The organism is Pantoea sp. UBA7232 (genome assembly GCF_002473195.1).
GTDB classification, from domain to species: domain Bacteria; phylum Pseudomonadota; class Gammaproteobacteria; order Enterobacterales; family Enterobacteriaceae; genus Pantoea; species Pantoea eucrina.
In genome coordinates this window covers 18,056-31,784 of record NZ_DKTK01000008.1, presented here as the reverse complement: position 1 = coordinate 31,784, position 13,729 = coordinate 18,056, and the positions used below count along the sequence as shown (strand labels likewise).

Sequence of the window (13,729 nt, the reverse complement as noted above, 5' to 3'; positions counted from 1 at the left end):
GGCATAACTTCAGTTCCATCAGTCAGGGTTAGCTGCTGAGCAGGACCAGCGGTGCGCTGTAATTCAGGTTTTCCAGCGCGATACTGTCGGTGATAGCGTAGGTTTCTCCATTCAGGACGTTCAGCCACTTGCGGTGCGACAGCGTTTCGCTCAGCGCAACCGAGACGTCTGCCCACTGGGCATCAGCAAAGATCAGGCGCGGAGCAATTACAATCAGTGCACCCGTTTCAGACTGACGGGCATAGGCCACCACTTTTTCTGCATGTTCACCGCTGGCGTCCAGCGCTTCATAGTCGCCAAAACGAAAGAGCGCGGCGTGGTCGCGGCGCAGGTGAAGCAGGCGCATAACCATCTGCTGTTTCAGGCTGCCGCTCAGCCAGCCCTGCTGACTGGTAAAGTCAGGGAAGGCGTCAGCATCAAGCTGGCTGACCAGAGTTGCAAAATCGGGTTCGCGGCGGTTGTCCGGATCGACCAGGCTGAAATCGAGCGCTTCACAGCCCTGATAGATATCAGGCACGCCGGGTGCGGTAAGTTTGATCACCGTCTGGGTAAAGCTGTTCACCAGGCCGGCGCGGATAAACGGCTGCAGCGCCTGGGCAAAATCCGTGAGAAATGCAGCGTTTTCTGCAGCGAACAGGTGACGTACGTAATCCAGTACCGCATTTTCATAGGCTTCATTACTGTCTGCCCAGTCGGTGCGCAGCTTCGCTTCGCGCAGCGCCTTTTCCACAAACGGAATAAAGCGTTCGCACAGCGCGTCCAGTCCGGTGCGATCGTCCGGCTGCAGCGTCGCAGGCCAGACACCGGCCAGCGCCTGATAGAGCATCCACTCAACGGCGGGTTCCGGCGCGGGGCCATCCGCCAGCTCCTGAACGCGCTCCTGATTAAGCTGCTGCCAGCGCGTCACGTTCTCTGCCCACTCATCCGGCGCTTCGCTCAGGGTATAGAGCCGCGCGCGCGCATCCTCTCCGCGTTTGGTATCGTGCGTGGAAGTGCTGGAGATAGCGTCAGGCTGGTGCTGAAGACGGGTCTGCATCTCCTGATGAAAATGTGCCAGTGAGAACGCGTGCGGCAGCGGCTCTGCACCCACTTCATTAATCGCAAGCGCCACGTGATTGCGGAAAAACAGCGTATCTTCAACCGATTTCGCCATCAGCGGTCCGGTCAGCTGCTGGAAACGGGCGCGGAACTCCGCCGCCAGCGCTTCACCCTCTTCGCTGACTGCACCCAGCAGCAGCGCCTGCAGGAAACTGAGGGTAGCAGGGAACGCGCTATGCTTTACGCCCTCAAGCACGCTGAGCAGACGCTCTTCGCCCACCAGCGGCATACCCGCTGCCCGACCATAAGTGCGATAGACCGGGAAAGCAATCAGCAGCTCGCGCAGCGCCACGTGCAGCTCCGCCTCACCAAAATTGCGATGCTCCAGTCCGGCAGCATCGGTTGCCAGCGAGAGCAGCCGGCTGAATTCGCCGGCAAAATTACGGTCAACCATCAGCTCGCGCGCCGCGCGCAGACCGGCTTCAACGTCATTGCGCTCGCGCGTGGCTGACTCATAGGCGAGACGCAGCGTGTCGATTTTTGTATCGTCAATCAGCACATGCGAGAGCGCCGCAATAAACTCATAGCCGGTTGTACCGGAGACGGACCACTCTTCCGGCAGCTGTTCACCGTCGGCCAGAATTTTCTCTACGGTGATGTAACACCCTTCACCGGCCGCCGTGCGGAGCTGCTGCAGATAACCCAGCGGATCGGCGAGGCCATCAACGTGATCGACACGCAGGCCGCTAACCGCGCCGCTGCGCACCAGCGACAGGATAAGTCGGTGCGAATCCTCAAAGACCACCGGATCTTCGACGCGTACGCCTGCCAGCCCGGTGATCTCAAAAAAGCGGCGATAGGAGAGGGCGCTACGCGCTTCACGCCAGTTCATAAGCTGCCACGGCTGCTCCTCGTGCAGCTGAGTAATGGCGGCGGGGTCCGTCAGCGCCAGCAGTTCTGCTTCACGTCCCTGCCAGCTCGCAGGCGTCAGCGGATAGTAGCTGTCGAAATACGCCAGCGCCGGTTTACCGCTCTGCGGATCGGCTTTAATCGTGATCTCACCTTTTTCCAGTACGCGATCGAAATCGTCACCGAGAAACGGCAGCGTCAGTCTGCGCGACCAGTCGATATCAAAATAGCGCGCATACTGGCTCTCCTGTCCATGCTCAATCACATCACGCCACCAGGCATTCTCCAGTGAAGCCGCCATATGGTTAGGCACAATATCCAGGATCAGCTCCATGCCGGCGGCCTGCAGCGCTGCGCTCAGTCGATCAAAGCCCGCTCTGCCGCCGATAGCCGGATCGATTTCGTTGGCATCGGTGACGTCGTAGCCGTGCGTTGACTCTTTCGTCGCGGTAAAAATGGGTGAAGCATACAGATGGCTGATGCCCAGCTTCTGCAGGTAAGGCACCAGTTCCGTGGCACGATCAAAGGTCATGCCGTTGCGAAACTGAATGCGATAAGTGGAGGTCGGGATAGTCATGCTGCTGCTCCTGGTGCCAGACGGACAATAATGGCGTTCTGCGCGAGTTCATGTTGCTCCTGCGGCCAGGCAAACAGCGTTTCGCCTGGCATATCAGGAAGTGCCTGAGCAGTATTGCCCAGATTAAAAGCCATAGAGAGCGTGCCCTGCGGGAAGCGCCACTGCACGGCGACGTAGCCATCACCGGTCGCCAGTACCTGACCGCTGTGACCCCCGGCCGTCGCCAGCAGCGGAACCAGATGCTGCTGACGCAGCGACAGCAGCGTGCGCGTCAGCGCCAGCCAGGCTTTGCCCTCGCAGCTGGTCGTCTTCGCCCAGTCGAGCTTTGAACGCCGGAATGTCTCTTCCGCGTTGGGATCCGGCACCTCATCGTCATGTCCGGCATGGCCGGTAAACTCGCGTGCACGACCTTCACGCACCGCTTTCGCCAGATCGCCGTGAAAGTCGGTAAAAAACAGAAACGGATTAGTTTCACCATATTCTTCGCCCATAAACAGCAGCGGGATATGCGGTGACAGCAGCAGAGCCGAGTAGAGCACTTTGGTACGCGCCTCTCCGGCCAGCGTGATCAGGCGATCGCCCTGTGCCCGGTTGCCCACCTGATCGTGATTCTGAATAAAATCAACAAACGCCACCGGGGGCTGGCCTGCACTCGGTACGCCGCGCGTCTCACCGCTCTGGGCCGAGACCTCACCCTGATAGGCAAATCCCTCGGTCAGAATACGCGCGACTTTTTTCTCCGGCGCATCGGCAAAATCCTGGTAGTAGGCGTGAGTTTCACCGGTTGCCAGCACATGAATAGCGTTATGGAAATCGTCGTTCCACTCTCCGCTGAAGAGCGGAGTATTGCCCTGTTCATCGCGCGGATGCAGGAAGATCACGTTTCGTGAATCTTCCGTGGTGAGGTGTGCCGGACGGTCCGGGATTTCATGACGAATGCGCTCTGCAATTTCAATCAGCACATGTTTATCTGAGCTGTCTTCAATCTGATCGATAGCGTCAAAACGCAGGCCGTCGAGGCGATACTCTTTCAGCCAGTAGAGCGGCGCCTCAGAGATGTAGCGGCGGGCCGCATCCACATCGTAGGCGATACCGGCCCCCCAGGGGGTCTGGCGCTCTTCATGGAAAAACTGCGGGGCCAGCAGCGGCAGATAGTTGCCTTCAGGACCGAAGTGATTCAGCACAATGTCCAGCACCACGGAGAGGTTAAGCGCATGCGCCGCGTCAACAAACGCTTTGAAATCATCCGGGCTGCCGTAAGCGGTGTGTGGCGCATAGAGCAGGACGCCGTCATAGCCCCAGCCGCGATTACCGCCAAACTGCGACACCGGCAGCACCTCAATCATGGTGATACCCAGCTCAGCCAGCTGCGGCAGTTTTTCAATAGCTGCACGAAAGGTCCCTTCAGGCGTAAAGGTTCCGATATGCAGCTCATACACCACCGTCTCCTGCCATGGACGTCCGCGCCACTCGGTCTGCTGCCAGCGGTAGCTTTGCGGATCGATGACCAGTGACGGACCGTTAACCTCTGCTTTTTGCGCCCGCGAAGCCGGGTCAGGCACCACGCTGCCATCGGCCAGCACGTAGTGATATTCTGCACCTGGCGTCACCCCTGACTGTGACAGGGTAAACCAGCCATCTTTTTCCGCCTGCATAGGATAATCAGTACCGTTCAGGCGCAGGGCTACCTGCTGCTGACCCGGTGCCCAGAGACGAAAACGCACGGTGCCGTCAGCCAGGATTTCAGCACCCCAGGATTTTTCCAACGTTGTGGATTCCATTCTATTGCCTCGTTAAGCCCCGCGCGGGGCAATGGACGACATCAAGCGATTCGCATTCCCGAAATCATTTACTCTATGAAATAAAAGGCTAATCACCCCGGTAATGAAGAAAGGTCTCAGGTAAAGTGCTGAGTACCCTGAAAATCATAGCCTATATTTGGAAATATAAGTCCGGGCGCGCCGTAAAGTCGTTGCAGAAGTAAATTTTCCGATTTGTGCGGCAAAACATTTATTTTTTGCCGTCATAGGCTACGGTTATGGTTACGCATGTAAGCGATGCGCCAATAAAGCCAGACGGCTTTCACCGTCAAACAGGAGAGCACTTATGAACGAAGATCGCATCAGTGGAAACTGGAAGCAGTTCAAAGGAAAAGTGAAAGAGAAATGGGGTCAGCTGACTGACGACGATATGGACGTTGCCGACGGCAAACGCGATCAGCTGCTGGGCCGCATTCAGGAACGCTACGGCTACGGTAAAGACCAGGCAGAAAAAGAGCTGAAAGACTGGGAAGATAGCAACAAGTATCACTGGTAAGTCTCAGCTTCCCGGCACGTTCGTGCCGGGATATTTTGTTTCAGCACATCGCCTTTTCCCGCTACGTTTATTCCTCTCCCGCTGCTATTTCTGCGCTGGCACTCATCAGTCGTTATTATAATGGCCGCTTATGGTCGTCTTTATTTAAACTCAGCAGCGCGACAAAACTAATCAGTGCGGTAATCATCACGTACCATGCCGGAATATCCGAATTTCCGGTTTGTTTGATCAGCCCTGAAATAATCAGCCCGGCGCAGCCGGAAAATAACGCGTTTGAGAGGGCATAGGCGAAACCCAGGCCGGTGTACCGCACCCGCGTGGGAAACATCTCTGCCAGCATGGCGGGTCCCGGGCCTGCCAGCATGCCGACCAGCGCACCAGCCACAAAGACCACCAGCGCTTTCGTTAACAGCCCGGAAGCGGGATTTTGCAACACCCCAAGCAGCGGAAGGGCGAAGATCAGCAGCATAAAGGTGGCAACCAGCATAATGGTACGCCTGCCGATGCGATCGCTCAGCCAGCCGGCGGGCAGAATAGTGGCGGCAAAACCGAGGTTTGAGATCACGGCAATCAGCAGCGCCTGATTAAAGCCGGTATGCAGCGTGGTTTGCAGATAGGTTGGCATAATCACCAGATAGGTGTAGCCCGCCGCTGACCAGACCATCAGGCGGCTGATGGCAAGCGCAATGGCGCGCAATGTGGCGGTGAAAGAAGCGCGTTCCGGCGCCGGAGCCTGCCGCGCAGCGTTAAACTGCGGCGACTCATCCAGCCCGGCCCGCAGCCAGAGTGCAGCGCCTCCCAGCGGCAGCGCCAGCAAAAACGGCAGTCGCCATCCCCAGGCGAACATCGCCTCTTCACCGATAAGCAGCGGGATCAGCGCGACGGTCGCCGCACCGGCCAGCAGGCCGCACGCCACCGTTAGCGACTGCCACGCACCATACAGGCCCCGTTTGCCTGGCGGGGCGGCTTCCGTCATCAGCGACACCGCGCCGCCATACTCGCCACCGGCAAACAGGCCCTGCAGAATACGCAACAGCGTCAGCATTAACGGCGCGGCAAGACCGATAGCCGCATAGTCCGGCACCAGCCCGATAGCAGCCGTCACCAGCGTCATCATGATCAGTACGCCGATAAGCACCGGTTTACGTCCGTGACGATCGCCCAGCCGGCCAAAAATAATCGCGCCGAGCGGACGGAAAAAGAACGCCACGGCGAAGGCGGCCCAGGTCAGGATGATACTGGTGCCGGCACGCTCATCCGGCAGCTGGAAAAAGTGCCTGGCAATAATCGGGGCCATAAAGCCATAAACGGCAAATTCATACCATTCGATAAAATTGCCAACCGAACCGGCGACGATAATACGTCGATGCGCTGGCATCATCTGAGCAGGCATAGCCTATCCTTATAGACAGAAGCGTAGAGAAGAGAGCTGTAAAGCGGCATTAAGGCATAGATTTCAATGCGGTGTCTGTGAGGCGCACGCAATTGCAGGCAAAAAAAAGGCCACCCGAAGGTGGCCAGCGTGACAGCGTATCAGGCAGTTTTTTGCTGCTTTTTGTGTTTGCGCTGCCGGCGCAGTTTATCAATCAGGCGATGCGCTTCCGCACGGGTGGCGACCGCAGGCGATGACCCCTTCAGTGGTTTACGCGCCGTTTCGCTCAGCGTCAGCACCGTCAGCAGGCCAATAACTGCGGCGCCCATCATGTAGTAAGCAGGCATCATTTTGTTGTGCGTGGTATCCACCAGCCAGGCTGTGATTAGCGGCGTGGTGCCACCAAACAGTGAGACCGAAAGGTTGAAGCCAATCGCCAGCGCGCTATAACGGATATCGGTGACAAACAGTGCCGGCAGGGTGGCAGGCATGGTGCCGCTAAAGCAGGTATGCAGCAGACCCAGAATCGCCAGTCCGGCAAAAACCCAGTACATATTGCCGGTACCCAGCAGCATAAACGCAGGGATAGCCAGCACAATCAGGCCCAGCGCGCCAAAGCCGATAACCGGCTTGCGGCCGAGACGATCGGTAAAGTAGCCCCACATCAGCGTCAGTGGCATCATGATAAACATCACCACCATCACCAGCAGCAGGCCGGAGAGTTCGCTCAGGCCGAGGATCCCGGTAAGGTAGCTTGGCATATATGCGGTCAGCATATAGTTGGAGACGTTGAACAGCAGCACCAGCCCGATACACTTCAGCAGCGGTTTGCTCTGGGTACGCAGCATCTGCCACAGCGTCAGCGGCGGCTTGTTATGCTCCATCTCTTCACGCTGATCCATATGGTCTTTAAATGCCGGCGTCTCTTCCAGCTTCAGGCGAATATAGAGACCAAACAGACCGAGTGGTGCCGCGAGAAAGAACGGAATACGCCAGCCCCACGACATCATCTCATCATGCGGCAGGTACGCAATCATCCCGGTTACCAGGCTGGCACCCAGCAGATAGCCCGCCAGCGTGCCGAACTCCAGGAAGCTGCCCATAAAACCGCGGCGCTTATCAGTTGAATACTCGGCAATAAAGGTTGCTGCACCGCCATATTCGCCGCCGGTTGAGAAGCCCTGAACCAGACGGGCTACCAGCAGCAGAATCGGCGCCGCAATGCCGATACTGGCATAGCTCGGGATAAGACCAATACAGAAGGTGCCGATGGACATCATTACCATGGTAAAAGCGAGGACTTTCTGACGGCCAAAGCGATCGCCCAGCGGTCCGAACACCATACCGCCAATCGGACGCACGAGGAACGCGGCGGCAAAGGTACCAAATGAAGCGATAAGCTGCGCGGTATTACTGGCATCGGGGAAGAAGACCTGACCAATAATCACGGCCAGATAGCTGTATACGCCAAAATCGAACCACTCCATGGTATTACCAAGAGCAGCTGCGCCGACGGCGCGTTTTAAAAGTTTATTGTCGATGACGGTAATATCATCAACGGTCAGATCGGGTTTATTTACTGTTTCAGTGCTCATAGGCTTCCTTTGACAATGAAATAAAAGCGATCTTATAGCTTTCGCAGCCGGTTATTGCAGGGTGGAAAAGAAAGCTATAAGAGGCCGAAAGGCGAACACCTTAGGAGATAATTTTTCTTTACGCAACTTTGTGATGTATATCACTGGCAATAAGCGTAGCGCTGAAGTAAAGAACTGTCAAAAAGCGCGACGGCGGGATAACAGGTTATCGCGTTAATTGAGATTACAGAGAGATAAGACGCGATATTATGCTGGTCACCGAGCCTGTCTGGGCAGAAATATCGTAAACCAGAGATATTACTCTGTGATATACCGGTGGGCAAAAAAACGTCATTGGTTGACAGCTGCGTCAACTGCTGTCAGCTAATGTCAGGATAATTATCCTGGCCCTTCGCTTGCTGCCGCCAGCAGTGGCACAATAATGTCACTCAATGGCGTAGGCACGCCTTTGCTGCGTCCATACCGCTGTATAACCCCGTTGCGGCACTGCCACTCCAGCGGTCGACCCGCCTGCCGGTCAGCGAGAATAGAGGTGCTCAGATCGGCTGGTGCGCTCTGCAACCCTGCCAATATTTCGTGTGTGACATTGTCACTTAGAGTTGCCCCGCAGGCGCGCGCCACGTTAAGTGCTTCACTGAGATAAGCCAGCGCCAGTTCAGCAATATCTCTCCGGTTAAACATGCCTGCCCGGCGATTTGCCAGCACCATCAGGCCCGCTACCGCATTCTGTAACAGCTTGCGCCATGCCACAGAGTGAAAATCAGCGCTGAGATCGGTGCTGCAGCGCGTGCCCGCCAGAGCAGCAACGATGCGTGCTGCGCCTGGCGTATCGGGCAGCGTCAGCCGCGGCCGGGCGCGCAGCCAGACAGAGGCGTCCGCTTCGCGCTGAGCCGGAAACCAGACCACCGAAGGAATAATTTGCGCGCCATTCACCAGCGGCTGCAGCTGCGTCTGCTGTTCAATGCCGTTTTGCAGCGCGCACACCACGGTATTCTCATTGCATAATGCCCGCAGCCAGCCTGCACACTGCGCCACCTGAGTGGTTTTGACCGCAACAAACAGTAGCGTAACCGCATGACGGATAGCGACAGGATCGGTCAGCACCGGACCCGGCACCCGGATTTCGCCGTCGTCATGACGCAGCCTCAGGCATGCATGGGGCGTACGGCCACAGAGCAGCGGCGGGCGCCCGGCTTCATACAGGGCAGCTGCAACGGTGGTGCCGATAGCGCCAGGGCCGAGCAGTGCGACAGAGGAGTAATCTGACATATAAAGACTCCGGTTCAGGCTGATATTCTGCTGATAACAGAAGAGGGAAGTGCTAAGTATTATTCACGTTCGCGCAGTTGGCCGCCTGAAGCGTAATAAAACAGGTTTCTAAATAATTCTCTATGGCGGTCGCCTTTTTTTATCGGACAATCAGTAACGTAATTGTTTCCGCCGCTGCGCTGGCATCCTGATTCATATTAACTATGTTTATGACTCAAAGAATAAAAGGATGCTCTATGCGTAATCTTATATTGAGTGGATTCACCGTATTGTTGCTGTCAGGATGCGGCGCGAATAACAGTGCGTCACCGGTCAACGCTCCCGGTGCGCCCGTGGCGGGTAAAACCGCGCTGCTGGAGAGCGGCGCGGCCGCACTGCAGTCGCGCCCGCCGATTGATGCCATTAACACCTATCTGGATGGATTTCACTACTACTGTGGTGATAAACAGGGACAGATGGAAGCGCATCACTATGTTACCATTCTCAACGATGATGTGATGCAGGCAGTGATCTTCGACGGCAATAAAAAAGATGCCAAGCTGATGGGCGTTGAATATATCATCAGCGAGCGGCTGTTTAAGCAGCTTCCGGCGGGCGAGAAGAAGTACTGGCACAGCCACCGCTATGAAGTGAAATCAGGCTCTCTGATTGCGCCGGGCATCCCGGACGCCGCTGAACATGCGCTGATGGGCAAAATCGTCAATACCTACGGAAAAACCTGGCACACCTGGCATACTGACCGCGACAAAACCCTGCCGCTGGGCGAGCCAGCGCTGATGATGGGCTTTACCGCCGACGGAGAGATGAACCCGGCGCTGCTGCGCGATCGTGACCAGCGCTTTGCCGTCGACACGCAGAAAATTCGTGCGGCGCGCGCCGATCTCGACGCGCATCCGGTGGCCGCAGGCGCTGATAACTGCCAGCGCGTACATCAGGCGCACTGATCGCCACAAAATCTATCCGCAGCGTTCGCCCTGCGGATTTTTTTCGCCTGCCGCCCCCGAACCAGGTTAAAAAGAGAGATCGTTTTTCTCTGCCGTAAGGAACCAGACGTATTATGACGCTCAAACGTTATTTCACCAGCGACCAGCTGACGCTTACCACCCGGGTATTACGCTGTGAACCGCAGGATGATGGCCGCTTTCGTCTCATACTCAGTGAAACGCTGTTTCATCCGCAGGGTGGCGGACAGCCCTCCGATCGCGGAACCCTTGCCGGCGCGGCGATGCTGCAGGCGCTGCAGGAGGGCGACAATGTCGCACACTATACCGATCGGCCGGTTGAACCAGGCGAGGTGGAGCTGGTGGTGGATGGCGAGCTGCGCGAGCTGCACTCGCGTTACCACTCCGCGGGTCATTTGATCGCTTATGCCGGAGAGTCATTTGGCTGGCGTGGATATAAAGCCAACCACCGGCCAGGGGAAGGTCGCATTGTTTTTACCGCGCTGGATCAGACTCAGCCGGTTACGGCAGAGGCGCTGATGCAGCGGGCTGCAGCGCTGGTGGCGGGCAACTACCCCCGCGTGCTGGGTGAAGAGGCGGGAAAACGTATGGTGAGCTGGGGTGAACTGACCCCCTATGCCTGCGGCGGCACGCATGTGCTCAGTACCGGGGAGATCGGTGACATTGTGATTGGCAAAGTAAAAGAAAAGAAGGGTGAGCTCACGGTACAGTATAGCTTGAGCCACTAAGCGGCATCAGGGGGGACTCCGTTCCCGCCCTCATGCCTGCGGCGTTAGCCTTTTCTCAGCCGTGATCCGTCAGCGACTGCGCTGCGCAAATCAGCGCCAGATGGCTCAGCCCCTGCGGCATGTTACCGCGCCACTCATCGGTGCGAACATCGAACATCTCATTAAAGGTTTCAACGTTGCCACGCTGACAAAGTTTGTCGAGGATCTCTTCCATCGCCTGCTCTGCCTGTGGAATATCACCCAGCGCGGCCAGCGCTTCCACCAGCCAGAAAGAGCAGGCAATAAAGGTACTCTCCTCCTGTTCCACACCGGAGTAGCGATAAACCATTGCGCTGTTGTGTCCCAGATCCTGACGGATAGCGCGATAGGTCGCGCGCATGCGCTCAGGATTCACCTGGTTGCCGTAACGGTGCATCAGCGCCAGCGCCGCATCCAGTTTATCTTCGCTGTCCGGGTAGAAGAGATAAGCCTGTCTGGCCTCGCTCCAGCAGTGCGCCTCCACCCACTCGCTGATGCGATCGCGTTCGCGCTGCCAGCGCTCAAGCCAGGTCGGCTCAATATGTTTCGCCTCTGCCAGCGCCACGGCGCGATCCAGCGCCAGCCAGCAGGCCATCTTGGAATGCGTATAGTGATGCTGATCGGGCAGCTCCCAGATCCCGCAATCCTGCTGACGCCATGAATCAGCGCAATGATTCGCCAGCTCACCCAGCATGCGCGAGGTAGAGAGATCGAGAATGTGACCAGCCTGTATAAACAAATCGGCGGTGGCGAGCATGTCGCCATACATACTGAGCTGGAGCTGATCGCGCGCATTATTGCCGATGCGTACCGGCTGTGAATGGTGGTACCCCCGCAGCGGCGGATAAGATTCAGCCGGGACTTCATCCCCTTCGAGCGTATAACAGGCGCGCAGCGCGGTGCCGTGACGAATAATCGTTTTCGACAGCCATGAGAAAGCAGCCTTACAATCTTCCAGCGCGCCCAGAAACACAAACGATTTGATAATCAGGCAGGCGTCGCGTACCCACGCATAGCGATAGTCATAATTTTTTTCGCCGCCGATACCTTCCGGCAGGGAAGTTGTGGCCGCCGCCGCCAGCGCGCCGGTAGGAGAGTACCAGAGGAATTTCAGCGACAGCGCTGAACGCCGCACGTGCTTTTCATAGCGCCCCTGATAACTCAGGCTGCGCGTCCAGTCGCACCAGGCGGTGTGGCTGGTTTCAATACGGGTATCGATAGCGCTTAAATCCGGCACCGCCAGCGGTTCGCGCTCGGTGACCAGCAGAGCAACCAGCGCGTGACTGCCGGGCGAGGTTTTGAGCGTGGCAGCGATACGTTCATCGTCCCGCTGCGTAACATGCCACGCGTCACTGGTGCGCAGCATCGCCATCAGATCGGCAATATGATAAACATCGCCCTGTTCAGTGCAGTCCCGCCACGGCGAGCAGGTCTCAGCCAGCGTACCAAAGCGTAACGTCAGCGTCAGCTCAACGTGGCCCTCGATCCCTTCAACGCGCCGCGCCAGCTCACTCCACGGCAGACGACCGGCCAGCGTGCTGTTTAATGATTCAGTCAGCAGGACTGAACCCTCTGCGGTGATAAAGGTGGTTTCCAGCACGTTACTGTCAGCGCGATAAGCGCGTTCGGTGCGGAAGGGGGCTGCGGGTACAATCTGGAAAAACCCGCCAATCTCCGGATCGAGCAGGCGGTCAAACAGCGGGGCGGAGTCGAGATTAGGTGCACACCACCAGTCAATAGCCCCATCCGGTGCGATAAGCGCAACGGAACGGCCTTCCCCGATGGCAGCGTAATCTCCAAGGCGCGCAAACCCTTTCTCGCGCATCGGCGACTGCAAAATCTGGTTATTCATCATGCTTCCCTGTCAGCTGAAACGACAGCGTGGCTGCCACAGGGGCAGCCACGCTGATATCGGGCAGAATGTGCTATTACAGCGTGCCGGTACCGCCGTCTGAGCACCATACCTGGCCGGAAGTAAAGCCGTTCAGGTTTTCAGCAAAGGTGACATAGAGCGGCGCGATTTCCACCGGCTGGCCCGGACGGCCCATCGGTGCACCGGAACCAAACTGCTGCAGTTTCTCTTCCGGCTGACCACCGCACGCCTGAAGTGGCGTCCAGTATGGGCCCGGTGCCACAGCGTTAACGCGGATCTTCTGTTCCGCCAGCTGTTTAGCCAGCGCTTTAGTAAAGGCGGCAATTGAGGCTTTGGTCTGCGCATAATCCAGCAGAATAGCGCTTGGCTCATAAGCCTGAACGGAAGAGGTATTTATAATAGAGGCGCCCTCTGGCAGATATTCCAGCGCGGCTTTAGTGATCCAGAACATCGCATAGACGTTGGTCTTAAACGTTGCGTCAAAATCTTCCGTCGAGAGCGTGCGAATAGATTCATTAAACTGCTGACGTCCGGCATTATTAACCAGAATATCCAGGCCATCGAGTTTTTCAGCGGCTTCTTTAACCAGCTGCTGGCAAAACGATTCGGAACGGATATCACCCGGAATAGCGACGGCTTTACGTCCTTCAGCTTCAATCAGCTTAACCACTTCCTGCGCATCTGACTCTTCAGCAGGCAGATAGTTGATGGCAACGTCTGCGCCTTCACGAGCGTAAGCGATAGCCACGGCGCGGCCAATACCTGAATCGCCGCCGGTGATTAGCGCTTTACGTCCGGTCAGGCGGCCTGAACCGCGATAGCTTGTTTCACCGTGATCGGGACGCGGATCCATTTTACTGGCTAAGCCGGGGAAATCCTGCGACGGCGTGTTAAACGGCGGCTGCGGATATTCATTAGCGATTAGCGTTTTGTTAGTGAACGAATTCATAACGGGCTCCTTGTACAGTGAACGTGTAGAAAATAAGCCTGGCAGAGATGTGATATTTGTCACGTAAAAAAATTACGAATGAATTTTATTTGTGCAATATCCATGCAGTGGGGGAAGTTATTT

General features: G+C 56.9%; 10 protein-coding genes. 3 read left to right on the top strand and 7 right to left on the bottom strand.

Annotated features, from left to right (window positions below):
- Positions 1-28 precede the first annotated feature (28 nt).
- Positions 29-2,524, bottom strand: coding sequence for a malto-oligosyltrehalose synthase (gene treY / locus B4056_RS08040; RefSeq protein WP_288654355.1), 2,496 nt, complete (start codon positions 2,522-2,524; stop codon positions 29-31).
- Entirely contained in the window at positions 2,521-4,305 is a 1,785-nt protein-coding gene (treZ, locus tag B4056_RS08035) for a malto-oligosyltrehalose trehalohydrolase (RefSeq protein WP_113655246.1), read from the bottom strand. The genes treY and treZ overlap by 4 nt, the downstream gene beginning before the upstream one ends.
- 325 nt (positions 4,306-4,630) lie before the next feature.
- Between treZ and B4056_RS08030 the strand changes: the two genes are divergently transcribed.
- On the top strand, positions 4,631-4,840 hold the full coding sequence (locus B4056_RS08030) for a CsbD family protein (protein WP_065647325.1): 210 nt from the start codon (positions 4,631-4,633) through the stop codon (positions 4,838-4,840).
- A gap of 115 nt (positions 4,841-4,955) precedes the next feature.
- On the opposite strand, the gene B4056_RS08025 is transcribed toward B4056_RS08030, so the two are convergent.
- The 3 genes from B4056_RS08025 to B4056_RS08015 all read right to left on the bottom strand — a co-directional run bounded on the left by B4056_RS08025 (position 4,956) and on the right by B4056_RS08015 (position 9,076).
- A complete protein-coding gene (locus B4056_RS08025) occupies positions 4,956-6,233 on the bottom strand; it encodes an MFS transporter (RefSeq protein ID WP_288654352.1) in 1,278 nt (425 codons plus the stop codon).
- Positions 6,234-6,373: 140 nt separating this feature from the next.
- Positions 6,374-7,807, bottom strand: a complete 1,434-nt coding sequence (gene proP / locus B4056_RS08020) for a glycine betaine/L-proline transporter ProP (RefSeq protein ID WP_094110856.1) — start codon at positions 7,805-7,807, stop codon at positions 6,374-6,376.
- 378 nt (positions 7,808-8,185) lie between these two features.
- Positions 8,186-9,076, bottom strand: a complete 891-nt coding sequence (locus B4056_RS08015) for an oxidoreductase (protein WP_113655244.1) — start codon at positions 9,074-9,076, stop codon at positions 8,186-8,188.
- A gap of 236 nt (positions 9,077-9,312) precedes the next feature.
- Between B4056_RS08015 and B4056_RS08010 the strand changes: the two genes are divergently transcribed.
- Positions 9,313-10,020 (top strand): OBAP family protein, encoded by a 708-nt coding sequence (locus tag B4056_RS08010; protein WP_052246560.1) that lies wholly within the window; start codon positions 9,313-9,315, stop codon positions 10,018-10,020.
- Between the two features lie 113 nt (positions 10,021-10,133).
- Positions 10,134-10,766 carry a hypothetical protein gene (locus B4056_RS08005; protein ID WP_094110858.1) on the top strand — a complete coding sequence of 211 codons (633 nt, stop codon included), beginning with the start codon at positions 10,134-10,136 and terminating at the stop codon, positions 10,764-10,766.
- A 55-nt stretch (positions 10,767-10,821) separates the two neighbouring features.
- Here the strand turns inward: B4056_RS08005 and B4056_RS08000 are convergent, their stop codons facing one another.
- Positions 10,822-12,636, bottom strand: a complete 1,815-nt coding sequence (locus B4056_RS08000) for a glycoside hydrolase family 15 protein (protein ID WP_113655243.1) — start codon at positions 12,634-12,636, stop codon at positions 10,822-10,824.
- Between the two features lie 76 nt (positions 12,637-12,712).
- The gene (locus B4056_RS07995; protein WP_040113858.1) at positions 12,713-13,606 is read right to left on the bottom strand and encodes an SDR family oxidoreductase; all 894 of its coding nucleotides are present in this window, start codon (positions 13,604-13,606) and stop codon (positions 12,713-12,715) included.
- Between the last annotated feature and the right edge of the window lie 123 nt (positions 13,607-13,729).